25 protein-coding genes are annotated in these 22,681 nt (G+C 73.9%); 16 read left to right on the top strand and 9 right to left on the bottom strand.

The window, feature by feature from the left end:
* The 5 genes from priA (at position 1) to ACZ6B1_RS22870 (ending at position 3,869) form a co-directional block, all read left to right on the top strand.
* Positions 1-726, top strand: coding sequence for a bifunctional 1-(5-phosphoribosyl)-5-((5-phosphoribosylamino)methylideneamino)imidazole-4-carboxamide isomerase/phosphoribosylanthranilate isomerase PriA (priA, locus tag ACZ6B1_RS22850; RefSeq protein WP_468781067.1), 726 nt, complete (start codon positions 1-3; stop codon positions 724-726).
* Entirely contained in the window at positions 723-1,118 is a 396-nt protein-coding gene (locus tag ACZ6B1_RS22855; RefSeq protein WP_468781069.1) for a Rid family hydrolase, read from the top strand. Before priA ends, ACZ6B1_RS22855 begins: the two co-directional genes overlap by 4 nt.
* On the top strand, positions 1,115-1,870 hold the full coding sequence (gene hisF, locus ACZ6B1_RS22860) for an imidazole glycerol phosphate synthase subunit HisF (RefSeq protein ID WP_468781071.1): 756 nt from the start codon (positions 1,115-1,117) through the stop codon (positions 1,868-1,870). The genes ACZ6B1_RS22855 and hisF overlap by 4 nt, the downstream gene beginning before the upstream one ends.
* A 144-nt stretch (positions 1,871-2,014) precedes the next feature.
* A complete protein-coding gene (locus ACZ6B1_RS22865; RefSeq protein WP_468781073.1) occupies positions 2,015-2,602 on the top strand; it encodes an ArsR/SmtB family transcription factor in 588 nt (195 codons plus the stop codon).
* A gap of 13 nt (positions 2,603-2,615) precedes the next feature.
* Positions 2,616-3,869 carry an MFS transporter gene (locus ACZ6B1_RS22870; protein ID WP_468781075.1) on the top strand — a complete coding sequence of 418 codons (1,254 nt, stop codon included), beginning with the start codon at positions 2,616-2,618 and terminating at the stop codon, positions 3,867-3,869.
* 3 nt (positions 3,870-3,872) lie between these two features.
* On the opposite strand, the gene ACZ6B1_RS22875 is transcribed toward ACZ6B1_RS22870, so the two are convergent.
* Together ACZ6B1_RS22875 and ACZ6B1_RS22880 are read right to left on the bottom strand one after the other, a co-directional pair.
* Entirely contained in the window at positions 3,873-4,271 is a 399-nt protein-coding gene (locus tag ACZ6B1_RS22875; protein ID WP_468781077.1) for a VOC family protein, read from the bottom strand.
* Positions 4,272-4,323: 52 nt separating this feature from the next.
* A complete protein-coding gene (locus tag ACZ6B1_RS22880) occupies positions 4,324-4,959 on the bottom strand; it encodes a TIGR03085 family metal-binding protein (RefSeq protein WP_468781079.1) in 636 nt (211 codons plus the stop codon).
* Positions 4,960-5,098: 139 nt separating this feature from the next.
* On the opposite strand from ACZ6B1_RS22880, the gene hisI reads away from it, so the two are divergent.
* From hisI to lgt, 11 genes are all read left to right on the top strand, one after another.
* Positions 5,099-5,494 carry a phosphoribosyl-AMP cyclohydrolase gene (gene hisI, locus ACZ6B1_RS22885; RefSeq protein WP_468781081.1) on the top strand — a complete coding sequence of 132 codons (396 nt, stop codon included), beginning with the start codon at positions 5,099-5,101 and terminating at the stop codon, positions 5,492-5,494.
* An 11-nt stretch (positions 5,495-5,505) separates the two neighbouring features.
* Positions 5,506-6,984, top strand: coding sequence for an anthranilate synthase component I (locus ACZ6B1_RS22890; protein ID WP_468781083.1), 1,479 nt, complete (start codon positions 5,506-5,508; stop codon positions 6,982-6,984).
* Positions 6,985-7,034: 50 nt separating this feature from the next.
* Positions 7,035-7,673, top strand: a complete 639-nt coding sequence (locus tag ACZ6B1_RS22895; protein WP_468781085.1) for a TIGR02234 family membrane protein — start codon at positions 7,035-7,037, stop codon at positions 7,671-7,673.
* Positions 7,674-7,836: 163 nt separating this feature from the next.
* On the top strand, positions 7,837-8,094 hold the full coding sequence (locus ACZ6B1_RS22900) for an HGxxPAAW family protein (RefSeq protein WP_468781087.1): 258 nt from the start codon (positions 7,837-7,839) through the stop codon (positions 8,092-8,094).
* Positions 8,095-8,190: 96 nt separating this feature from the next.
* Positions 8,191-8,628 carry a DUF2752 domain-containing protein gene (locus ACZ6B1_RS22905; RefSeq protein ID WP_468781089.1) on the top strand — a complete coding sequence of 146 codons (438 nt, stop codon included), beginning with the start codon at positions 8,191-8,193 and terminating at the stop codon, positions 8,626-8,628.
* Positions 8,629-8,761: 133 nt separating this feature from the next.
* The gene (gene trpC / locus ACZ6B1_RS22910) at positions 8,762-9,571 is read left to right on the top strand and encodes an indole-3-glycerol phosphate synthase TrpC (RefSeq protein ID WP_468781091.1); all 810 of its coding nucleotides are present in this window, start codon (positions 8,762-8,764) and stop codon (positions 9,569-9,571) included.
* Positions 9,572-9,592: 21 nt separating this feature from the next.
* Positions 9,593-9,787, top strand: coding sequence for a tryptophan biosynthesis modulator TrpM (gene trpM, locus ACZ6B1_RS22915; RefSeq protein WP_468781093.1), 195 nt, complete (start codon positions 9,593-9,595; stop codon positions 9,785-9,787).
* Between the two features lie 236 nt (positions 9,788-10,023).
* Positions 10,024-11,307 (top strand): tryptophan synthase subunit beta, encoded by a 1,284-nt coding sequence (gene trpB / locus ACZ6B1_RS22920; RefSeq protein ID WP_468781095.1) that lies wholly within the window; start codon positions 10,024-10,026, stop codon positions 11,305-11,307.
* The gene (gene trpA / locus ACZ6B1_RS22925; protein WP_468781097.1) at positions 11,304-12,122 is read left to right on the top strand and encodes a tryptophan synthase subunit alpha; all 819 of its coding nucleotides are present in this window, start codon (positions 11,304-11,306) and stop codon (positions 12,120-12,122) included. Before trpB ends, trpA begins: the two co-directional genes overlap by 4 nt.
* 107 nt (positions 12,123-12,229) lie before the next feature.
* The gene (locus ACZ6B1_RS22930; RefSeq protein ID WP_468781099.1) at positions 12,230-13,009 is read left to right on the top strand and encodes a DsbA family protein; all 780 of its coding nucleotides are present in this window, start codon (positions 12,230-12,232) and stop codon (positions 13,007-13,009) included.
* An 82-nt stretch (positions 13,010-13,091) separates the two neighbouring features.
* Positions 13,092-14,117: a prolipoprotein diacylglyceryl transferase gene (gene lgt, locus ACZ6B1_RS22935; protein WP_468781101.1), complete on the top strand. Its 1,026-nt coding sequence runs from the start codon at positions 13,092-13,094 to the stop codon at positions 14,115-14,117.
* 91 nt (positions 14,118-14,208) lie between these two features.
* On the opposite strand, the gene ACZ6B1_RS22940 is transcribed toward lgt, so the two are convergent.
* From ACZ6B1_RS22940 to ACZ6B1_RS22970, 7 genes are read right to left on the bottom strand one after another with little or no spacing between them, the layout of a single operon-like run.
* A complete protein-coding gene (locus tag ACZ6B1_RS22940; protein WP_468781103.1) occupies positions 14,209-15,021 on the bottom strand; it encodes an HpcH/HpaI aldolase/citrate lyase family protein in 813 nt (270 codons plus the stop codon).
* Positions 15,018-16,238, bottom strand: a complete 1,221-nt coding sequence (locus ACZ6B1_RS22945) for a CaiB/BaiF CoA transferase family protein (RefSeq protein WP_468781105.1) — start codon at positions 16,236-16,238, stop codon at positions 15,018-15,020. The genes ACZ6B1_RS22940 and ACZ6B1_RS22945 overlap by 4 nt, the downstream gene beginning before the upstream one ends.
* On the bottom strand, positions 16,235-17,128 hold the full coding sequence (rbsK, locus tag ACZ6B1_RS22950) for a ribokinase (RefSeq protein ID WP_468781107.1): 894 nt from the start codon (positions 17,126-17,128) through the stop codon (positions 16,235-16,237). The genes ACZ6B1_RS22945 and rbsK overlap by 4 nt, the downstream gene beginning before the upstream one ends.
* Positions 17,125-18,486 carry an ADP-ribosylglycohydrolase family protein gene (locus ACZ6B1_RS22955; RefSeq protein WP_468781109.1) on the bottom strand — a complete coding sequence of 454 codons (1,362 nt, stop codon included), beginning with the start codon at positions 18,484-18,486 and terminating at the stop codon, positions 17,125-17,127. Before ACZ6B1_RS22955 ends, rbsK begins: the two co-directional genes overlap by 4 nt.
* Complete coding sequence (locus tag ACZ6B1_RS22960; RefSeq protein WP_468781111.1) at positions 18,474-19,667, bottom strand: ADP-ribosylglycohydrolase family protein; 1,194 nt, start codon at positions 19,665-19,667, stop codon at positions 18,474-18,476. Before ACZ6B1_RS22960 ends, ACZ6B1_RS22955 begins: the two co-directional genes overlap by 13 nt.
* Before the next feature lie 7 nt (positions 19,668-19,674).
* Positions 19,675-20,793 (bottom strand): ADP-ribosylglycohydrolase family protein, encoded by a 1,119-nt coding sequence (locus ACZ6B1_RS22965; RefSeq protein WP_468781113.1) that lies wholly within the window; start codon positions 20,791-20,793, stop codon positions 19,675-19,677.
* Complete coding sequence (locus ACZ6B1_RS22970; RefSeq protein ID WP_468781114.1) at positions 20,790-22,388, bottom strand: ADP-ribosylglycohydrolase family protein; 1,599 nt, start codon at positions 22,386-22,388, stop codon at positions 20,790-20,792. The genes ACZ6B1_RS22965 and ACZ6B1_RS22970 overlap by 4 nt, the downstream gene beginning before the upstream one ends.
* Positions 22,389-22,681: the final 293 nt, after the last annotated feature.

Here is a 22,681-nt window from a genome sequence, read left to right on the forward strand (position 1 = left end):
ATGGCCAAGCTCGAACTCCTCCCCGCCGTCGACGTCCGCGACGGCCAGGCCGTGCGCCTCGTGCACGGCGAGTCCGGGACCGAGACCTCCTACGGCTCCCCGCTGGAGGCCGCCCTCGCCTGGCAGCGCTCCGGCGCCGAGTGGCTGCACCTGGTTGACCTCGACGCCGCCTTCGGCACCGGCGACAACCGTGAGCTGATCGCCGAGGTCGCCGGGGCGATGGACATCAAGGTGGAGCTGTCCGGCGGCATCCGCGACGACGACACCCTCGCCGCGGCCCTCGCCACCGGCTGCACCCGCGTCAACCTCGGCACGGCCGCGCTGGAGACCCCGGAGTGGGTCGCCAAGGTCATCGCCGAGCACGGCGACAAGATCGCGGTCGGTCTGGACGTGCGCGGCACGACCCTGCGCGGCCGCGGCTGGACCCGGGACGGCGGCGACCTCTACGAGACGCTGGCGCGCCTCGACAAGGAGGGCTGCGCCCGCTACGTCGTCACCGACATCGCCAAGGACGGCACCCTCCAGGGCCCGAACCTGGAGCTGCTGAGGAACGTCTGCGCCGCCACCGACCGCCCGGTCGTGGCCTCCGGCGGCGTGTCGTCCCTGGACGACCTGCGCGCCATCGCCGAGCTGGTACCCCTCGGTGTCGAGGGCTCCATCGTCGGGAAGGCCCTGTACGCGAAGGCGTTCACCCTGGAAGAGGCGCTGGAGGCGGTAGCACGGTGAGCGACGTACGACGCGTGACGACGGGCGCGCCCTGGGAGGAGCAGTTCGGCTACTCCCGCGCGGTGGAGCTGCCCAACGGTCTGGTCCTGGTTTCCGGCTGCACGTCCATCGTGGACGGCCAGATCGCCGGTGGCGGCCCGTACGACCAGGCGGTCAACGCCTTCAGCGTCGCGCTGGCCGCGCTGGCCGAGCTGGGGCTCGACAAGGGCGACGTCGTGCGTACGCGCATGTACATCACCCACGCACGGGACGTGGACGAGATCGGGCGGGCTCACAAGGAGCTGTTCGACACCGTCCGGCCCGCCGCATCCATGATCATCGTCTCCGGTTTCGTGGACCCCAGTCTGGTCGTCGAGGTCGAGGTGGAGGCCTTCCGAGGAGTGTCCGCATGACGCTGGCCGTACGAGTCATCCCCTGCCTGGACGTGGACAACGGCCGGGTCGTCAAGGGCGTCAACTTCCAGAACCTCCGCGACGCGGGCGATCCCGTCGAGATGGCCAAGGTGTACGACGCCGAGGGCGCCGACGAGCTGACGTTCCTGGACATCACCGCGTCCTCCGGCGACCGGGAGACCACCTACGACGTGGTGCGCCGCACCGCCGAGCAGGTCTTCATCCCTCTGACGGTCGGCGGCGGCGTCCGCACCGCCGAGGACGTGGACAGGCTGCTGCGGGCCGGCGCGGACAAGGTGGGCGTGAACACCGCGGCCATCGCCCGCCCCGAGCTGATCCGGGAGATCGCGGAGCGGTTCGGCCGGCAGGTCCTGGTGCTGTCGGTGGACGCGCGCCGCACCGAGGGCGGCGGCTTCGAGGTGACGACCCACGGCGGCCGCAAGGGCACCGGGATCGACGCCGTCGAGTGGGCCCACCGCGCGGCCGAGCTGGGCGCCGGCGAGATCCTGCTCAACTCCATGGACGCCGACGGCACCAGAGACGGCTACGACCTGGAGATGATCGCGGCCGTCCGCAAGCACGTCACCGTCCCGGTGATCGCCTCCGGCGGCGCCGGCCGGCTGGCGGACTTCCCGCCGGCCATCGACGCGGGCGCGGACGCGGTCCTGGCCGCCTCCGTCTTCCACTTCGGCGACCTGCGCATCGGCGAGGTCAAGCAGGCCCTGCGGGAGGCGGGCCACCCCGTGCGGTGACGCCTTCCCGAGCTCTCGGCCCCGGCCGCCCGATGAGGCGGCCGGGGCCTTCTCATGGCCCGGACCCCCTTCCCGGGAAGATGCGAAAGAGAAGTTGCACAACATCCGTTGTGCAATTTTCCTTTCGCATCTAGGGTCGGAGACATGACAGCCAAGGGGAGCCGTCCCATCACGGACGTGGGCACGCTCAAGGCGCTTGCCCACCCGCTGCGGATGAAGCTGTACCGCGCACTGTGCGTGGCCGACAAGGCGACCGCGTCGCACCTCGCAGACCAGGTCGACGAGGCCGTCTCGCTGGTCAGCTACCACCTGCGCAAGCTCGCCGAGCACGGCCTCATCGAGGAGGCCCGGCCGCAGAGCACGGACGGCCGGGAACGCTGGTGGCAGCCCTCCTCCGAGGGCGTCAGCATCCGTGACAAGGACTTCCGGGACGCACCCGAGAAGGCGGCCGCACACCTGGCGGCCACCCGGCTCTTCCACGACCAGCGCACCGACCTCTACCGCCGCTACCTCGACGAACGGCCCACGTGGAGCGCCGAGTGGAACGCGGCCGCGGCCGACAGCGAGTCCCTGCTCCGCCTCACCGCGCCCGAACTGCGCGCGCTGCAGGACGAACTGCTCGCGCTGATCCGCAGGTACGACGAGTTGGGCCGGTCCGCCGAAGCCGACGGCGAGACCGAAGGGCGCGAGCACGTCGCGCTGCACGTGTACGGATTCCCGTTCCGCGTCTGAGAAGGGCCCCGCCGTGACCGACACCCTCATACCCCCGGCCCCCGCCGCCGAGGACCGCCCCGCCCACCGCGACCCCAACGTGCTGCGCTGGCTCGGCGCCTACACCGCCTCCATGCTCGGCGACAGCGTCTACTACATCGCCCTGTCCTGGGCCGCCGTCCAGGCCGGCACCCCCGCGCAGGCCGGGGTCGTGATGTCCGTCAGCGCGGTGCCGAGGGCCCTGCTGATGCTCGGCGGGGGAGTGCTCGCCGACCGGCTCGGCCCGCGCCGCGTCGTCATCGGCAGCGACGCCGTGCGCTGCGCGGCCGTCCTGGCCGTGGCCGCCCTGCTGGTCCTCACCGGCCCCGGACTGTGGCCGCTCGCGCTGCTGGCCCTGATCTTCGGCGCCGTCGACGCCCTCTTCATGCCCGCCGTGGGCGCCCTCCCGGCCAGGATCACCGGCAAGGGACAGCTCGCCCGCGTACAGGGCATGCGCGGTCTCGCCATCCGCTGCGCGGGCGTGGCCGGCGCCCCGCTCGGCGGACTCGGCGTGGCGCTGGGCGGCGCCACGGCCGCCTTCGCCCTCGCCGGACTGCTGATCGCCGTCTCCGTACCGCTGCTGATCTCCGTGCGCCTGCGTCCCCTGCCGGGCGACGACACCGCCACCGCCCGGCGCACCACCGCCTGGGCCGACCTGGTCAGCGGCCTGCGCTACATCCGCGGTCACCGCGTCCTCGCCCCGCTCATGCTCGCCATCGCCCTCGGCGACTTCGGTTTCGTCGGCCCGCTCAACGTCGGCCTGACCCTGCTCGCCGACCGGCGCGGCTGGGGCGCCGCCGGCATGGGCTGGGTGCTCGCCGGATTCGGCGCCGGAGCGGGCGCCGCCTCGCTGCTGCTCGCCGTCCGGGGCCGGGTCCCGCGCGCCGGTCTGGTCGCCGCCTGGGCGATCCTCGCCGGCTCGGTGGCCATCGGCGCCCTGGCCTACGTGCCCCAGCTCGCCGGGGCCGTCGGTGTCGCCCTGGTCATCGGGCTGCTCGCCGGGCTCAGCGGGGTGCTGTGCGGGGCCCTGCTGCAGACCCTGTCCGACCCCGCCTACCTCGGCCGGGTCACCGCCGTCGCCAGTGTGGTCAGCCTCGGTCTGGCCCCGCTGAGCATGCCGTTCGCGGCCGCCGCCATCGGGGCCTTCGGCCTCGGCCCGGTCTTCGTGACCAGCGCGGCCGTCTGCGGGCTCGGCGGGGTGGTCGCCCTGTGCGTCTCCGGGCTGCGCCGCGCGGAACTTCCCCGCTGACGCTCACACCCTCGGCTGAGTGAGCTGCACCAGATTGCCGACCGAGTCGTCGAGCACCGCCGCGAGCACCGGGCCCTGTTCCCGCGGCGGATGCGGGAACCGCACACCGAGTCCGCGCAGCCGCTCGTACTCCGCCGGCAGGTCGTCCACCGAGAAGACGATGCACGGGATCCCCGCCTCGTACAGCGCCGTGCGGTACGGCTCCGCGATCGGGCCCTGCCCGGGCTCCAGCAGCAACTGGAGGTCCGGCTGGGCCCCTTCGCGCGCCCCCACCGTGACGAACGGTGTACCGCCGCCCGGATCCATGTGCAGCCGGGTCTCGAACCCCAGGACCTCCGTGTAGAAGGCGTGCGCCTTCGCCACGTCGTCCACGAACACGCTGGTCATCGCGACCTTGATCATGCGGCGCCTCCCGGAGGCCCGGTCCCGGATGCCGGTTTCGGCAGGCCCCGGCTCAGAAGCCGAGCTGCTTCGACTCGTGCAGGGTGGCGATCGCGTTCTCGTCGCCGTCCAGCTCCACCTTCGCCTCGTTCTGCCGGCCGAAGGCGAACATCAGCAGCTCCGAGGGCTCACCGGTCACCGTCACCACCGGAGTGCCCCGGTGCGCCACCGCCGTCTGGCCGTCCGGGCGGCGCAGAACCAGACCGGTCGGCACACCCCGGCCCAGCAGCCGGACGCTGCGCTCCAGACGCGACCACAGCGCGTCCTGGAACACCGCGTCCAGCTCGCGCGGACCCCAGTCCGGCTGGGCCCGGCGGACGTCCTCGGTGTGCACGTAGAACTCGACCGTGTTGGCGGCCTCGTCGATCTGCTTGAGCTGGAACGGCGAGAAGCGCGGCGGGCCGGTCCTGATGAGCTGGATCAGCTCCTCGTACGGCTTCGCGGCGTACTCGGCCAGCACCTTCTCCAGTCGGGAGGCCAGCGGCTTGATCAGCGCGCCCCCCGCCGCGTCCGGGCGGCGCTCGCGCACCACCACGTGCGCGGCCAGATCCCGGGTCCGCCAGCCCTCGCAGAGGGTCGGGGCGTCCGGTCCGACGGTTTCCAAGAGGTCGGCGAGCAGGAGCCGTTCACGCTTGGCGAAGGTCGACATGGAGTCAGCCTACGACTCCGTAACCGGTCCGCCCACCCGTGACCCGGCCGTCCGGGCCCGTCCCGGATGCCGCCCCCCGAGTGCCCATCCCCTGGACAGGAACCCGGAACCGTCCGGCCCACGCGGCACAATGGCACCCATGACCAGCACTCTCGACCCCGAGATCGCCGCGCGCCTGAAGCGCAGCGCCGACGGACTCCTCCCGGCCATCGCCCAGCAGTACGACACCGGCGAGGTGCTCATGCTCGGCTGGATGGACGACGAGGCGCTGCACCGCACGCTGACCACCGGCCGCTGCACGTACTGGTCGCGCAGCCGCCAGGAGTACTGGGTCAAGGGAGACACCTCCGGGCACGTCCAGTGGGTGAAGTCGGTGGCCCTGGACTGCGACGCCGACACCGTGCTGGTGAAGGTCGACCAGGTCGGCGCCGCCTGCCACACCGGCGCCCGCACCTGCTTCGACGAGGACGTCCTGTTCCAGGACGGTCCCGGCGCCGGCGCCCCGCAGGGCCGCCCCGCGACCGCTGATCAGTAAGGTCTGCCGCCATGGACCTCGAGACCTTCCGCAAGCTCGCCACCGACAGGCGCGTCATCCCGGTCACCCGCAAGCTCCTCGCCGACGGCGACACCCCGGTCGCGCTCTACCGCAAGCTCGCCGCCGAACGCCCCGGCACCTTCCTGCTGGAGTCCGCGGAGAACGGGCGCTCCTGGTCCCGCTACTCCTTCGTCGGCGTACGCTCCGCGGCCACCCTCACCACCCGCGACGGCCAGGCGCACTGGCTCGGCACCCCGCCCGTCGGCGTCCCCGTCGAGGGTGACCCGCTCGCCGCCCTGCGCGCCACCATCCAGACCCTGCACACCCCGCACCAGGAGGGCATGCCGCCCTTCACCGGCGGCATGGTCGGCTACCTCGGCTACGACATCGTCCGCCGCCTGGAGAAGATCGGCCCCGGCGAGCGCGACGACCTCGGGCTGCCCGAGCTGACCATGCTCCTCACCAGCGACCTCGCCGTCATGGACCACTGGGAGGGCTCCGTCCTGCTGATCGCCAACGCGATCAACCACAACGACCTCGAGACCGGCGTGGACGAGGCCCACGCCGACGCGGTGGCCCGCCTCGACGCGATGGAGGCCGACCTCGGCCGCGCGGTCGCCCAGCCCCCGGCCGTGCTGCCGCCGTCCGAGCTGCCCGAGTACACCGCCCGCTGGGGCGGTCCCGACTTCCGGGCGGCCGTGGAGGACGTCAAGGAGCGCATCCGCGCGGGGGAGGCCTTCCAGGTCGTGCCCTCGCAGCGCTTCGAGACCCCGTGCACGGCGAGCGCGCTGGACGTCTACCGGGTCCTCAGGGCCACCAACCCCTCGCCGTACATGTACCTGTTCCGCTTCGACGGGTTCGACGTCGTCGGCTCGTCCCCCGAGGCGCTGGTGAAGGTCGAGGACGGGCGCGCGATGGTCCACCCCATCGCCGGCACCCGGCACCGCGGCGCCACCCCGCAGGAGGACCAGGCCCTCGCCGACGAGCTGCTCGCCGACCCCAAGGAACGCGCCGAGCACCTGATGCTGGTCGACCTCGGCCGCAACGACCTCGGCCGGGTCTGCGAGCCCGGCTCGGTGGAGGTCGTCGACTTCATGTCCATCGAGCGCTACTCGCACGTCATGCACATCGTCTCCACGGTGACCGGCAGGGTCGCCGAGGGGCGTACCGCCTTCGACGTGCTGACCGCGTGCTTCCCGGCGGGCACCCTCTCCGGCGCCCCCAAGCCCCGCGCCATGCAGATCATCGACGAACTCGAACCGTCCCGGCGCGGCCTGTACGGCGGCTGCGTCGGCTACCTCGACTTCGCCGGCGACTCAGACACCGCGATCGCCATCCGCACGGCCCTGCTCCGGGACGGCACAGCCCACGTCCAGGCCGGGGCCGGCATCGTCGCCGACTCCGATCCGGCCGCCGAGGACGAGGAGTGCCGCAACAAGGCGGCCGCGGTGCTGCGGGCGGTGCACACGGCCAACCGGCTGGGCGGGTAGAACGCTCGTGGCGAACCCCGGGTGACGGTTCACCCGGGGTTCAGGCGATAGTGGAGTACGTGACTGCCGTACCTCACCCCCGTTCCGAAGCCGCCGCACCCAGCCGGTCCGGCCGGCGCAGCCTCGCCGTGGCCCTGCTGTGCGGTGCGCTCGGCGCGGCCGTGACCCTGCTCGCCACCCGGCAGAGCTGGTCCGAGGGCACCGCCACGGTGGCCGGCGGCGCGTTCCCGCTGACCGCCAAGGGCAGCGACGTCACGGGCGTCCCCGCGGCCCTCGCCATAGTGGGCCTGGCCGCGCTCGTCGCCGTCTTCGCCGTCCGCCGGGCCGGCCGCCTCGCCGTCGCCGCGCTGCTCGCGCTCAGCGGCGCCGGGATCGTCGCCGCCGCGTTCGCCGGCGCCTCCGACAGCTCCGCGCTGGACGAGCAGGCCGCCCGGACCACCGGCGACACCTCGGCCGCGGTCACCGCCCTCTCGCACACCGGCTGGCCGTACGTCGCCGCCGCCGGAGGCGTCCTGATCCTGCTCGCCGGACTGCTGGCGCTGCGCTACGGCGCCCTGTGGCCCGCCATGTCCGGCCGCTACGAGCGCGGCTCGGACCGCCCGCGCCGCAAGGCCGCCCCGGCCGACCCGGAGCGCCCCGAGGAAATCTGGAAGGCCCTGGACCGCGGCGAGGACCCCACCGGCGCCTGAAGGCCGCCCCGCCCCGCCGGATGTGGCGAACCAGACGCCACCCCCGCGTCCGGCACGCGTGTGCGTACGGGACAATGAACGAAGAGCGCCCGGCTCGGACGGTGACGCGCTCGGATCCGTACGGACACGTACTTCGACACGTACAAGCAACGAGGAGCAAGTCATGGCGGGCAGCAGCCACGGTCACACCCCGGCCGCCTGGACCGGCGTCACCATCGCCTTCATCGGTTTCTGCGTCGCGGGTGCCTTCATGGTGATGGCCCAGCCGGTCGGCTTCTGGGCGGGCATGGTGATCGTGCTCCTCGGCGGCGTCGTCGGCGTCGCCATGCGCGCCATGGGCCTCGGCCAGCAGAAGCGCACCCATGCCACCCCGCACAGCGGCAACGTCCCGACCCGCGAGCCGGCCGGCGTCGAGGGCTGAGCCCACCGCAGCGCATCCCGCGAGGGGCGGTCCCACCACACCCGGTGGGGCCGCCCCTCGCGCGCGTGCCCCGGGCGTGCGGGGCAGAATGCCGACGTGAACCCCGACAGCGGCATCGCCCCGCGCACCACCCCCGGCACCCCCTGGAACCGGCTCGCCGTCCCGGCCGGTGTCCTCGCGGCCGTCGCCGGGGCCTTCGCGTACGTCGGCACCGTCGACCCCAACGAGCCCGGCCACTACCCGGTGTGCCCGCTCTACGGCCTGACCGGCCTGTACTGCCCCGGCTGCGGCGGTCTGCGCAGCGCCCACGCCTTCATCCACGGCGACCTCCTCACCGCCCTGCACGACAACGTGGCGGGGGTGGCCGCCTATCTGGGCTTCGCGGTGCTGTGGACCGTCTGGGTGGTGCGCGCGGTGCGCGGCCGGGCGGTGCGGTTCGAACCGGGGCGCGTGCGGATGTGGGCCGTCGGCGCGCTGCTGCTGGTGTTCACCGTTGTCCGGAACCTGCCGTTCGGCGGCTGGCTGCATCCTTGATCGAACGGTGAACGTCCAGGTAATGGGACCGCTGTCCTCCGGATGCGAGGCCTCGGCCGTCCTGCGGATACCATCGCAGTGACCACAGGTTTCGGAACCTGAAGGAACGACCGTCTGAAAGGGGGCCGCTCGCGTGAGTGTGCTCGACGAGATCATCGACGGAGTCCGTGCCGACCTCGCGGAGCGGCAGGCGCGCGTCAGCCTCGACGAGCTCAAGGAGCGCGCGGCGAAGGCCCGCCCCGCCAAGGACGGGGTGGCCGCGCTCAAGGGCGACGGCGTCAAGGTCATCTGTGAGGTCAAGCGCTCCAGCCCCTCCAAGGGCGCGCTGGCCGCGATCGCCGACCCGGCCGGGCTCGCGGCGGACTACGAGGCGGGCGGCGCCGCCGTCATCTCGGTCCTCACCGAACAGCGTCGTTTCGGCGGCTCGCTGGCCGACCTGGAGGCGGTCCGCGCGCGCGTGGACATCCCCGTCCTGCGCAAGGACTTCATCGTCACGTCGTACCAGCTCTGGGAGGCCCGGGCGTACGGCGCCGACCTCGCGCTGCTGATCGTCGCGGCCCTCGACCAGCCGGCCCTGGAGTCGCTGATCGAGCGCGCCGTCTCCATCGGCCTCACCCCGCTCGTCGAGGTGCACGACGAGGACGAGGTCGAGCGGGCGGTGGACGCGGGCGCCAAGGTCATCGGCGTCAACGCGCGCAACCTGAAGACCCTGCGGGTCGACCGCGGCACGTTCGAGCGGGTCGCCCCGGAGATCCCCGGCCACCTCGTCAAGGTCGCCGAGTCCGGGGTGCGCGGTCCGCACGACCTGATCGCCTACGCCAACGCCGGCGCCGACGCGGTGCTGGTCGGCGAGTCCCTGGTCACCGGGCGGGACCCCAAGGCCGCCGTGTCCGACCTGGTCGCCGCGGGCGAACACCCCGCGCTCCGGCACGGGCGGGGCTGACCTCCGGCTAAGCTGGTCCCGATGACGCTTCCGATCACCCCGGCGACGCGGGACACCTATGCCCGTCTCGCCCGCGGCTGCCGGCCCCGAGGCTGCCGTGCCCCCGCGCGACGGGTGCACGGGCGGCGGGTCCGCTATGTGATCGGTGACGAGCCCGGCCAGGTGAACGGCATGCGATGGCGTCACTCCGCGTGCGCGTCATCCGCGGTGAGCTGAGCCGGCCGTATCTCCGCGCCGGCTGATCCGCACCCCCCGTCGGCCGGACCGCCCAGGGGACTCCACCCCCGGACCCCGGCCTTCGCCCACCCCGCCACCCGACCCGGGTGCTCAGAAGTGTCCCGCCCGGCCCCCGCCGATGGTGCGGCCGGGTGGGAGAACACCGTCGAGGGCAGCGCACGCGTACTCGTACCCCAAGTCCAGCAACCGGGGCCCAGCCCCTGCGAGGTATCCGTATGCCCAGCGAGTTCTTCATTCCCGATCCCACCGGCCAGGTGCCCAGCGCCGAGGGCTACTTCGGGGCGTTCGGCGGCAAGTTCATCCCGGAGGCGCTCGTCGCCGCCGTGGACGAGGTCGCCGTCGAGTACGACAAGGCCAAGGCCGACCCCGAGTTCGCCCGTGAGCTCGACGACCTGCTGGTGAACTACACCGGCCGGCCCAGCGCACTGACCGAGGTGCCGAGGTTCGCCGAACACGCCGGTGGCGCCCGGATCTTCCTCAAGCGGGAGGACCTGAACCACACCGGCTCCCACAAGATCAACAACGTGCTCGGCCAGGCCCTGCTCACCAAGCGCATGGGCAAGACCCGCGTCATCGCCGAGACCGGCGCCGGTCAGCACGGTGTCGCCACCGCCACCGCCTGCGCGCTCTTCGGCCTCGACTGCACCATCTACATGGGCGAGGTCGACACCCGGCGGCAGGCCCTCAACGTCGCCCGCATGCGCATGCTCGGTGCCGAGGTCGTGGCCGTGAAGTCCGGCAGCCGCACCCTGAAGGACGCCATCAACGAGGCGTTCCGGGACTGGGTCGCCAACGTCGACCGCACCCACTACCTGTTCGGCACCGTGGCCGGCCCGCACCCCTTCCCGGCCATGGTCCGGGACTTCCACCGGGTCATCGGCGTGGAGGCGCGGCGGCAGCTCCTGGAGCGCGCCGGACGGCTGCCCGACGCCGCGATCGCCTGCGTCGGCGGCGGCTCCAACGCCATCGGCCTCTTCCACGCCTTCATCCCCGACGAGGGCGTCCGGCTCATCGGCTGCGAGCCCGCCGGGCACGGCATCGAGACCGGCGAGCACGCGGCCACCCTCACCGCGGGCGAGCCCGGCATCCTGCACGGCTCCCGGTCCTACGTCCTGCAGGACGACGAGGGCCAGATCACCGAGCCGTACTCCATCTCGGCCGGTCTGGACTACCCGGGCATCGGCCCCGAGCACTCCTACCTCAAGGACTCCGGCCGCGGCGAGTACCGCGCGGTCACCGACGACGCGGCCATGCAGGCCCTGCGCCTGCTGTCGCGCACCGAGGGCATCATCCCGGCCATCGAGAGCGCCCACGCACTCGCCGGCGCCCTGGAGGTCGGCAAGGAGCTGGGCCCGGACGCTCTGATCGTCGTCAACCTGTCCGGTCGCGGCGACAAGGACATGGACACCGCGGCGCGCTACTTCGGCCTCTACGACACCGACGCCGAGGTGGCCGCCAACGAAGCCGACACCGCCGAGATCGAGGGGGACGTCAAGTGAGCGGCAACATCAGGCTGTTGACGGACACCCTCGCCGCCGCGAAGGCGGAGGGCCGGTCCGCGCTGATCGCCTACCTCCCGGCCGGATTCCCGACCGTGGACGGCGGCATCGAGGCGATCAAGGCCGTGTTCGACGGCGGCGCGGACGTCGTGGAGGTGGGCCTGCCGCACAGCGACCCCGTCCTCGACGGCCCCGTCATCCAGACCGCCGACGACATCGCCCTGCGCGGCGGGGTCAGGATCGCCGACGTCATGCGCACGGTCAGGGAGGCCCACGAGGCCACCGGCAAGCCCGTGCTCGTGATGACGTACTGGAACCCCATCGACCGCTACGGCGTCGAGCGCTTCACCGCGGAGCTGGCCGAGGCGGGCGGCGCCGGCTGCATCCTGCCCGACCTGCCGGTCCAGGAGTCGGCCCTGTGGCGGGAGCACGCGGAGAAGCACGGCCTCGCCACCGTCTTCGTCGTCGCCCCCAGCAGCAAGGACGAGCGGCTGGCGAGGATCACCGAGGCGGGCAGCGGCTTCGTCTACGCGGCCTCGCTGATGGGTGTCACCGGCACCCGCGCCTCCGTCGGCGCGCAGGCGCACGACCTGGTGGAGCGCACCCGGGCCACGGGCACCGGACTGCCGGTGTGCGTGGGGCTCGGCGTCTCCGACGCGGCCCAGGCCGCCGAGGTCGCCGGGTTCGCCGACGGAGTCATCGTCGGCTCGGCGTTCGTCAAGCGGATGCTGGACGCCCCCGACCACGCCGCCGGCCTCGAGGCGGTGCGTGTGCTGGCCGGTGACCTGGCCAAGGGCGTGCGCGGGCAGGCATAAGCGCCCATAGGCGGCGTCAGTCGTTCACAACGGAAGAATCGGTCACTCGAACGAGTGGACCTCGGGCCGGGGAGGCGCGCTGCGCCTCCCCGGTTCGTTCTGGGGGTGTGAGCGAGAAGAACCGTGACGGAAAGCGCACCGCCCGTGAGCGGATTGCGGCCGAGCGTGAGAAGCAGAGGACCGCGGACCGGCGGCGCCGCACGCTGATCGTGGGCGCGAGTGTCGTCTGCGTCCTGGGACTCGCGGCGGTGATCGGGGTGATCGCCGCCAACTCGGGCAAGGGCAAGAAGAGCAGCACCAGTTCGGGCCCCGTCGTGGTGCCCTCGGGCGCGCGGGGCCAGGACAGCCTCGCGATCCCGGTCGGCAAGGAAGGCGCCGAGCCGACGCTCACGGTCTGGGAGGACTTCCGCTGCCCGGCCTGCATGGCCTTCGAGGCGCGGTACCGGCCGACGCTGCACGAGCTGACCGACGCGGGCAAGCTCAGAGTCGAGTACCACCTGGTCCGGCTGATCGACGGCAACCTCGGCGGCAGCGGCTCCCTGCGCGCGGCGAACGCCGCGGCCTGCGCCCAGGACGCCGGGAAGTTCCGCGACTACCACGACGTGCTGTACTCGAACCAGCCCCAGGAGAGCGACGACGCCTTCGGGAACAACGCCAAGCTGATCCAGCTGGCCGGAAAGGTGAGCGGCCTCGACACCCCCGCGTTCCGGAAGTGCGTCAACAACGGCACCCATGACGGCTGGGTGAACAAGTCCCACCAGGCGTTCGAGGCCGGCCGCTACGGCAGCACGCCCACCGTTCTGCTGGACGGCAAGAACATCTACGCGGACCAGACGATGACCCCGGAGAAGCTGAAGCAGATGGTGGAACAGGGGAAGCAGGGGTAGGTGTTTCCCACGTCCCCGTTATGGACCCGTAGCCCGTCCGCTTGCCGTCCGCCCGGCCCGGCACGGTAGCGTCGACCCTGCCATGGAACTTGCCTACATCCCCAGCCCGTCGCACGGGGTGCTGTATCTCGGCCCCATCCCGCTGCGCGGATACGCCTTCTGCATCATCATCGGCGTCTTCATCGCCGTCTGGCTCGGCAACAAGCGCTGGGTCGCCCGGGGCGGGCGGTCCGGCACGGTCGCCGACATCGCCGTCTGGGCCGTGCCCTTCGGCCTGGTCGGCGGCCGCCTCTACCACGTGATCACGGACTACGAGCTGTACTTCAGCGAGGGCCGTGACTGGGTGGACGCCTTCAAGGTGTGGGAGGGCGGCCTGGGCATCTGGGGCGCGATCGCACTGGGCGCGGTCGGTGCCTGGATCGGCGCGCGGCGCCGGGGCATCCCGCTGCCCGCCTACGCCGACGCCGTCGCACCCGGCATCGCCCTCGCGCAGGCCATGGGCCGCTGGGGCAACTGGTTCAACCAGGAACTGTACGGGCGCGAGACGCACGTCCCCTGGGCGCTGCACATCACCTCCTCCGAGGGCGGCCGGGTGCCGGGCTACTACCACCCGACCTTCCTCTACGAGTCCCTGTGGTGCATCGGCGTCGCCCTCCTGGTGATCTGGGCCGACCGCCGCTTCAGGATGGGCCACGGCCGTGCCTTCGCCCTGTACGTCGCCGCGTACTGCGTGGGCCGCGCCTGGATCGAGTACATGCGCGTCGACGACGCCCACCACATCCTGGGTCTGCGCCTCAACGACTGGACCGCGCTGATCGTGTTCCTGCTGGCCGTCACGTACATCGTGGTGTCGGCCAGGAAGCGGCCCGGACGGGAAGCCGTGGTCGAACCGGGCGTCCTCGACGGCGGGACCGTCGACTCCGAGGCCGCGGCCGAAAACAGGGCAGGGAACGGGACCGTGGGCGAGGCCGCGGACGACACGGGCGACAAGGCCGGGGACAAGGCCGGGAACAAGGCTGAGGACGAGCCCGGGGACGAGCCCGGCGAGCTCGCCGGGACGGATGCCGTGGCGGCGAAGGACGAGGCGGAGTCGGCGAAGAAGAGCTGACGGCCGCGGACCATCACACCGAAGGGCGCTCCGGATCTCCGGAGCGCCCTTCGGCGTAGCCGGCCGCGGGTGCCGCCGGACCGGCGCGCTGTCACTCCCGGCGCGCCAGCGACAGCGTCCGCCGCGCGGCGGCCACCACCGCCGCGTCCACGAAGCGGCCGTCGGGCAGGGCCTGGGCGCCCTGGTCCATCGCCGCCGCCTTGATGATCGTCTCCGCGTGCTCCAGCTCCGCCGGGGTCGGGAGGTAGGCCCGCTCGATCACCGGGAGCTGCCGCGGGTGGATCGCCGCGCGGCCCAGGAAACCCAGGGCCCGGCCCCGGGCGCAGGAGGCGGCGAGGCCGTCCAGGTCGCGGATGTCGGGATGGACGGACTGCGGAGGCGGGGGGAGCCCGGCGGCCCGGGCGGCGACCACCACCCGCGAGCGCGGCCAGTCGAGGCCCGCGTCGGCCCGGACACCCAGGTCGGCCCGTAGATCGGCCTCGCCGAGCGAGATGCCCCGCAGGGACGGGTGGGCGGCGGCGATGGCGTAGGCGTGCTCGATGGCGAGGGCCGACTCCAGCAGGGCGTACAGCGGGCGGGCGGTGGTCACGGCGACCTGTCTGACCTGCCCGGCGGAGCTCACCTTCGGCAGCCGCAGCCCGGTCACGCCCGGCAGCGTGGCCAGGGCCGTGAGATCCGCGGCCGCCCAGGGGCCGTCCAGGGCGTTGACCCGGACGTGGACCGGGACCCGCTGCGGCTCGGCCAGCCGTTCGGCCGTGGCCGCCCGGGCGTAGTCCTTGCGGTCGGGGGCGACCGCGTCCTCCAGGTCGATCACCACCACGTCGGCACCCCCGGCCAGCGCCTTCGTCACGACGTGCGGGCGGTCGCCGGGGGCGTACAGCCAGGTCAGCGGGAACGGTGTCACAGGGCGCCCTCCTCACGCAGGGCGCGCAGCTCGTCCGGGCCGAGGCCCAGCTCGGTGAGGACCGCGTCGGTGTCGGCGCCGTGCGGCCGGCCGGCCCAGCGGATCGCCCCGGGCGTGCCGGACAGCCGGAAGAGGACGTTCTGCATGCGCAGCGGACCCAGCTCCGGGTCGTCGACGGTGGTGACGGTGTCCAGGGCCTGGTACTGGGGGTCGTCCAGGACGTCCCGCACGTCCTGGACCGGGGCCACCGCCGCCTCCGCCTTCTCGAAGGCCGCGAGCACCTCGGCGCGGTCGCGCGCCGCGATCCAGCTCCCGACCGCCTCGTCCAGCACGTCGGCGTGCGCGGCCCGCTGCGCGCCCGTGCCGAACCACGGCTCCTCGACCAGCTCCGGGCGGCCCACCAGCCGCATCACCCGCTCCGCCACCGACTGGGCGGAGGTGGAGACGGCGACCCAGGCGCCGTCGGCGGTGCGGTAGGTGTTGCGCGGGGCGTTGTTCGCGGACCGGTTGCCGGTGCGCTCCTGGACGTAGCCGAGCTGGTCGTACCAGGTCGGCTGGGGACCGAGGACCGCGAGGATCGGTTCGATGATCGCCATGTCCACGACCTGGCCCTCGCCGGTGCGGTCCCGGCCGGCCAGCGCCGTCAGCACCGCGTACGCCGTCGCCAGCGCCGCGACCGAGTCGGCGAGGCCGAAGGGCGGCAGCGTCGGCGGCGCGTCCGGTTCGCCGGTGAGCGCGGCGAAGCCGCTCATCGCCTCGGCGAGCGTGCCGAAGCCGGGGCGATGGGCGTACGGGCCGAACTGGCCGAAGGCCGTGACCCGGGCGAGGACCAGCCGCGGATTGGCGGCGGACAGCTCCGGCCAGCCCAGGTCCCACTTCTCCAGGGTGCCGGGGCGGAAGTTCTCGATCACCACGTCGGCGGTGGCCGCCAGCCGCAGCAGGGTGGCGCGGCCGCCGGGCCGGGACAGATCGAGGGTGATCGTGCGCTTGTTGCGCCCGAGCACCTTCCACCACAGGCCGACACCGTGCTTCGCCGGACCGTGACCCCGGGACGGGTCCGGCCGCCCCGGGTGTTCCACCTTGATCACGTCGGCGCCGAAGTCGCCGAGCAGAGTGGCGGCCATGGGGCCGGCGAAGAGGGTGGCCAGGTCCAGGACCCGCAGGCCGTCGAGGGACCGGGGATGCTCGGGGCGCCTGTTCTCGGGGTGCGTGCTCATGCGTTGTACTGCGCCTCGATCTCCGGGCGGTACGGCATGGACGCCGACGCGCCTTCCCGCTGCACGGACAGGGCCGCGGCGGCCGCCGCCCAGGACAGCGCCTCGCGCACCGGTTTCTCCTCGGCCAGGGCCACGGCCAGCGCTCCGACGAAGGTGTCGCCCGCCCCGGTGGAGTCCACGGCCTGGACCTGCGGCGCCGGCACCACCAGCGGATCGGTGCCCCGGGCCAGGTACAGGCAGCCGGTCTCGCCCAGCGTGACGACGACCTCGGGGATCAGCTCCATCAGGGCGGTGGCCGCCGCGCGGGGGTCGGTGCGGCCCGTGAGGGTGACGGCCTCGTACTCGTTGGCGACCAGCAGGTCGGTGGCCTCCAGGAGATCGGGGGGCAGCGGCTGGGCGGGGGAGGGGGTGAGGACCGTACGGACCCCGTGCCGTCGTGCCGCCTCCGCCCCCGAGACCACCGCGGCCAGCGGGATCTCCAGTTGCAGCAGCAGGGCGTCGGCGGAGGCGATGACGCCCTCGTCGCCGGCGGCGAGGTGGTCGACGGTGCCGTTCGCGCCGGGGATGACGACGATGGAGTTGCCGCCCTCGTCGTCCACCACGATGTGCGCGGTGCCGGAGGGGCCCTCCACCGTGCGCAGGAAGTCCGTGTCCGCGCCGGAGTGTTCGAGGGTTTCGCGCAGGCGGACGCCGAAGGCGTCGTTGCCGACAGCGCCGATCATCGAGACCGTGGCTCCGGCCCGGGCTGCGGCGATGGCCTGGTTGGAGCCCTTGCCGCCGGGGATGGTGCGGAACTCCCGGCCCGTCACGGTCTCGCCGCGCTGCGGGGCCTTGGCGACGTAGGTGACGAGGTCCATGTTCGTGCTGCCGAGGACGGCGATGTGGGTCATGGGCGGGTCGCCTCCGTGTGCGTGAGCCGTGCGAGGGTGTCGAAGCCGGTGCCGTCGAAGTCGGCGACGGTGGTGGCGAGCCGGTTCTTCAGCGGGGCACGCCAGCGGTCGGGGAGCGCCTCCGGGTCGCCGGCCAGGAGGCCGGCGACGCTGCCGGCGGCAGCCCCGTTGGAGTCCGTGTCCCAGCCGCCGGAGACCGCACGGCACACGGAGCCGCCGAAGTCGCCGCCCGCGTGGCTGAGGGCGGCGACGGTCAGGGCGGTGTTGGGGATGGCGTGGACCCAGTGGTGGGTGGCGGCGTAGGCGGCGTGCAGTTCGTCCACGACGTCGTCGAAGTCCTCGTGCCGTGCGGCCAGCCGGAGCGCGTGGTCGACGGCCCCCGCCAGGCGTGAGCGGTCCGGGACCACCGTGCGGCCGGCGCGCAGGCAGGCGTGCACGTCCTTGTCGCCCCCGGCCGCCGCGGCGAGCGTGGCGGCCGTGAACATCGCCGCGTACACGCCGTTGGCGGTGTGGGTGAGGAGCGCGTCGCGGTGCGCCTGTTCGGCGGCGGCCGCGGGGTCGCCGGGGTTGGTCCAGCCGTGGACGTCGGCGCGGATCAGGGCGCCGATCCACTCGCGGAACGGGTTGCGGTGGCGGGCGGTGTGCGGGGGTTCGATACCGCAGAGCAGGTTGCGGAAGGCGACGCGCTCGGCGGTGAAGGCGCGGCCGGGCGGGAGTTCGTCCAGCCAGAGCGCCGCGACGTCGGCGGTGCTGAACCCCCTGCCGTGGCGGCGGAGCAGCAGGAGGCCCAGCAGCGGGTAGTTGAGGTCGTCGTCCTCGGGCATGCCGTCGATGTTCTCGGCGAGGGACGTGGCGGCCGAGCGGCGGTTCCAGGGGTGCTGGGCGAGGAGGTCGCCGGGGACGCCGCGGGCCGTGAACCAGGTGGTCAGGGGCCAGTTGCCGGTAGCCCTCGCGAGGGCGCGGATGCCGTCGAGGGGGAGTTTCTCGACGGGCTTGCCGAGGAGGCAGCCGGCTGCCCTGCCCAGCCAGGCCGCTTCCAGGGCGAGGGGCGTGGTCTCCCCGCGGGGTCGCGCGGCGGGCCAGTCGGGGCAGGCGGCCCTGATGCCGGCCAGGTCCGTCGGTTCGTCCTCCGCCAGCCTGCTCGGCAGGTCGGCCAGCTCGTCCAGCAGGTCCTCGGCGAGGAGGCGGAGATAGCGCGAGGCCCGCTGCGGTGAGGCCCCCGCCCGCTCCGGGGCCGCCGGCCCCCCGGCAGCCCGCCACCGTGCCTCGATCCGCGCCGGCTCCCGGCCGTCCAGGCGGGCCTGCACGAGTTCGTGGCCCAGCAGGTCCTCGGGCTGCACCCACGTCAGTCGAAGCACGAGGTCCCTCCCAGCGCCGCGAACGCCCGCTCGTGCGCCCGCCTGCGGTTCACGTCCCGCCGGAAGACCTCGCGGGTGACCTCGGTGAGCGTGCGGGCCGGCTCCCACAGGTCCAGGCGGCTCGCCTCCGCCACCGTCTTCGCCCAGTCCTCGGGGACCGGCGAGCCCAGGGCGCCCGCGAGCGCGCCGGCCATCGTGGCGATCGAGTCGCAGTCGCGTCCGTAGTTGACCGAGCCCAGCACCGCGTGGCGGTAGTCCCCGCCGGCCACCAGCAACATGCCCAGGGCGACCGGGAGTTCCTCGATCGAGTGCAGCCGGGACGGGCGCCGGGCACCGAGGGAGGGGGAGCGGTAGTCGGGGCCGACCGTGTCGTACGGGGCCACCGCCGTCCGCAGTGGGACCAGCGCCGACTCGAAGTCCCGGTGACCGCGCGCAACTTCACAGACCTTCTCGATCGCCGCGCGCGTGCCGTCCTTCGCCAGCTCAAGGCAGGCGGTCACCACGGAGTCCGGGGTGGCGTCCGGTGCGGTGGCGGCGGCGACCGCGGCGGCGAAGACCCCGGCGGCCTCGCGGCCGTACGACGACTGGTGCGCGCCCGCGACGTCCAGCGCCTCGGCGTACGCGGCGGCCGGGTCGGCCGCGTTGACCAGGCCTACGGGGGCCATGTACATCGCCGCCCCGCAGTTGACGATGTTGCCGACGCCCGCCTCCCGCGGGTCCACATGGCCGTACGCCAGCCGGGCCACCAGCCACTTCTCCGCGAGGAAGAGGCGGTGCAACGGCAGCGTCTCGGTCTCCAGCTCCGGGATCCAGCGCGGGTTCGCCATCAGGTCCGGGACCAGGTGGTCGGCGACCGCGTACGCGTCGAGGTGGTCGCGGACCCGGGCGTAGACCCGGACCAGCGCGTGGGTCATCAGGGTGTCGTCGGTGACGTGGCCGTCGCCCTTGTGGTACGGGGCGATGGGGCGGGCGGTGCGCCAGTCCTCGCCGTGCCAGGGACCGACGATGCCGTGGACCCGGCCGCCGTGGCGGTCGGTGATCTGGTCCGGTGAATAGCCCTCGACGGGGCCGCCGAGCGCGTCGCCGACGGCCGCCCCGACCAGGGCCCCGGTGATCCGTTCGTCGAGACCGCTCAGCCGCGCCGGACCCGGACCGCTGCTTTCTGCTCCTTTGGGCGTCATGCCCGAATCATCCCCCTGGTCGGGCTCGGTGCGCGGCTTCCAGTAGCCCGGCGAGTTCCACCAGGTCGGTGCCGGTGAGACGGGGCAGGGCGCAGCCGGACAGGGTGCGGCAGGCCTCCCGCCAGGCGGCCGGGACGGCCGCGCCGCCCTCCAGGGCCCCGGTGAGCGCGCCCGCGAGGGCCGGAGCGGAGTCGGCGACCCGGGACAGACAGGCGGCGGTGGGGACGGCCTCGGCGATACGGCCGCGGGCGGCGGTGGCGAGGGCGAGCGCGACGGGAACGGTCTCGGCGGCGGCGATGCCGTAGCTGTAGACGTGGTCGACGATCTGGTGCTCGAGGAGCGGGACGAGGGCGAAGGCGCCGTCGCTGTCCCGGGCCAGCGCGAGGGCGTGCCGGGCGTTGCGGCCGATCTCCGTCCCCGCGGGGAGTTCGGCGAGCGCTGCCGCGACGCAGGCGTCCGTGTCCGCTCCGGCGAGGGCGAGCGCCACGGCGGCCGCCATCGCGCGGGCTCCGTGCACGCCGTCGCCGTCCTGGGTGTAGCGGGCGTCGAACTCCGCCAGACCGGCCGCGCGTTCGGGGTCGCCGGGGTGGGCCACGGCGAGCACGCAGGCGCGCACGCAGGCCGCGTCGTCGAAGTAGTGCGGGTTGTCGTGGCCGGTGGCGGGCGGGCGCAGCCCGGTGGCGAGGTTGCCGAGGCCGGCGCGCACGGAGATACGGGCACGCAACGGGAGCACGGCCGACTCGATCTCGGGGGCGCGTTCCGCCGCCGCGGCGACCTCCGCGGCTACGGCGGTCCAGGTGAGGTCGATGGCGGCGCGCATCCGGCGCTCCCGGCTGAGGTCGCCGAGCACGTCGTCGTCACCGGCCCGCAGGACGGCCTCGGCGGCGAACGCCGCCCACTCGGCGTCGTCGGAGGGGCCGAGGCGGAGCGGCTCAGGGGGCTGGTTGAGGGCGATCGGCACGGGCAGGGTGGTGGTGGCGTTCTGCTCGGCGAAGGTGTCCAGCTCACGGGTGAGGCGGCGGGTCCACTCGGGCATACGGGCCGCCCGGTGCCGCGCGGCGGGCCAGCCGGCGGCGTCCCCGGCGGCGAGCCCCAGCAGAAGCCCTTCGACACGGCGCCCGGTCATGCCCGGCCCTCGGCGTCCTGCTGCCCGCAGTTCCCGGCTCCCACCAGCGGACACCGCTCCCGCGCCGCCCCATCTTCCGCACCGGCCGGGAGCGCCGCGGGCGGCTCACCGGCCCGGCAGGCGGGGGGCGACGCGGCAGCCGGCACTTCCGCCGCCTCGCCCGACGGTGAGGCGGCGCCCGCCCCATCCGCCACGACCGCCTCCCGGGCGCCCTGAGCCGCGGCCGCTCGTACGGCTTCCGTCGCCGTGTTCTCGGCCCCCGCCCTCTGTGGAGCGGCCACCCGCGTGGCCGCTCCACCGCTCCCGGCGGCCTGCGCCGTGACCTCGCGCGGCGCTGCCGCCGCGGTGTCTCCTTCCTCTTGCTGCGCTGCCGCCGTGACGCCCCCGGCTCCCTGCGAGGGTGTCGCCGTGGAGCTGCCGGTCTCACGCGGCGCAGCCATCCGCAGGGCCGCCGTGGTGCCCCCCGCGGGCTGCACCGGGCCCGGCGGGAGGGCCGTCGGCATGTCGGCGCCGCCCTGGGCCGCCGGTACCCGCATTACCTCCAGGATCCCCTTCGGCAGGGAGCCCGGCAGTACCACCCCCGCACCCCACTTGCCGCCCTCCTCCGGGACCAGCAGCTCCGCCACGTCCAGGACGTGGTGGCCCGCCATGGAGGGCAGGCAGCGGCCGCGGGCCGGCCCGATGGCGGCGGCCCAGTCGGCCGGGATCGCGGAGATGCCCTGGGTGGCGCCGGCGAGGGCGCCCGCCACCGCCGCCGTCGTGTCCGCGTCGCGGCCCATGTTGACCGCCGTGAGGACCGCCGCGCGGAAGTCTCCGTCGGCCGCCGCGTACGCGCCGAAGGCGAGGGCGACCGCCTCGGGCGCCAGGTCGGTCCAGGGGTAGCCGCCGATGACCACCGCCGAGCGGACCGCCCGTTCGCCGCGATGGGCCACGGTCACCGCGCGGCGCAGGGAGCGGGCTGTCCAGGAGTCCTCGGGCACGACGGCGAGCGCCGAGGCGATCACCACCGCGGGCGTGGCCCCCGCCATCGCGGCCGCCACGCCCGCCGCGACCGCCTGGCCGCCGTAGATGCCCTCGCCGTCATGGCTGACCGAGCCGTCGATCGCCACCAGCCGGGCCGCCTCGCCGGGGCGCCCGGCGGCGAAGACGCCGAAGGGTGCCGCGCGCATCGCGAGGCCGTCGCTCCAGGCGTGCCGGTGCTGGGCGGAGATGGGCGCGGCCAGGCCGCGGCGGAGGTTCTCCAGCGTGCCGCGCTCACTGAAGCCCGCGCCCCGGAACGGCCCCTCGGCCCGGTCGGCGATCCACTCGTGCCAGGCGCTCTCCACGTGGGCCGGGGTGAGTGCCGAGCCGTGCCGGGCCAGCAGCAGGCCCGAGAAGAGGGCGTACTCGGTGTCGTCGGTGCCGCAGGGCCGCTCGCTCACGTACCCGGTGATCCGGCCCCAGCGGGCGCGGATCTCGGAGGGCTTCAGGTTCTCCGCCGGCGCCCCGAGCGCGTCGCCGACGGCCAGGCCGAGCAGCGCACCGCGGGCCCGTTCGCGCGGTCCCGGGGCGTCCCCGGGCGCCGGGGACGGGGGAGTGCAGGCGATCGACGCCATGGGCGGCCTCTCCTTCCGCAGGGCCACGGGCCGTCCGCGGGGGGACACGGCCCCTTCGCGGATGCCCTTTGCGGATGTCTCCCACGGTGATGCCGCGCACGAGCCTGGGACGCCCCCCTGTCACCCGCTCGGCATCTGAGCGCTCATCATCACTGATGAGCGTTTTTCGGAGAAGCCGCAGGTAAGCCCAGCCTTTCCTTGCTGGCGCCCGGGAAATTACCGGCGTACGTTCGGTGTTGTCGAAAAGTAGAACTCATCCAAAGTTAGCTTTGGCTAAGCTTCCTGGGGGACCC

It is taken from the genome of Streptomyces sp. NPDC041129, assembly GCF_055592265.1.